The organism is Aeromonas sp. MaB10011B (assembly GCF_017939325.1).
GTDB lineage: Bacteria > Pseudomonadota > Gammaproteobacteria > Enterobacterales > Aeromonadaceae > Aeromonas > Aeromonas caviae.
In genome coordinates this window covers 1-385 of record NZ_JAGKRK010000101.1, presented here as the reverse complement: position 1 = coordinate 385, position 385 = coordinate 1, and the positions used below count along the sequence as shown (strand labels likewise).

Genomic DNA, 385 nt, shown 5'->3' with positions numbered 1-385 from the left:
TTGAATCAAGGCAATCTGTGTGAACACTCAACAACTTCGTCATCATTAAGGTAAGGAGGTGATCCAACCCCAGGTTCCCCTAGGGTTACCTTGTTACGACTTCACCCCAGTCATGAATCACACCGTGGTAAACGCCCTCCCGAAGGTTAAGCTATCTACTTCTGGTGCAACCCACTCCCATGGTGTGACGGGCGGTGTGTACAAGGCCCGGGAACGTATTCACCGCAACATTCTGATTTGCGATTACTAGCGATTCCGACTTCATGGAGTCGAGTTGCAGACTCCAATCCGGACTACGACGCGCTTTTTGGGATTCGCTCACTATCGCTAGCTTGCAGCCCTCTGTACGCGCCATTGTAGCACGTGTGTAGCCCTGGCCGTAAGG

The 385-nt window shown here is 52.2% G+C and carries 1 rRNA gene; it reads right to left on the bottom strand.

Annotated elements, in window-relative coordinates:
• Positions 1–51: 51 nt before the first annotated feature.
• Positions 52–385 (bottom strand): 16S ribosomal RNA (locus J9893_RS21465); the annotation flags it as partial.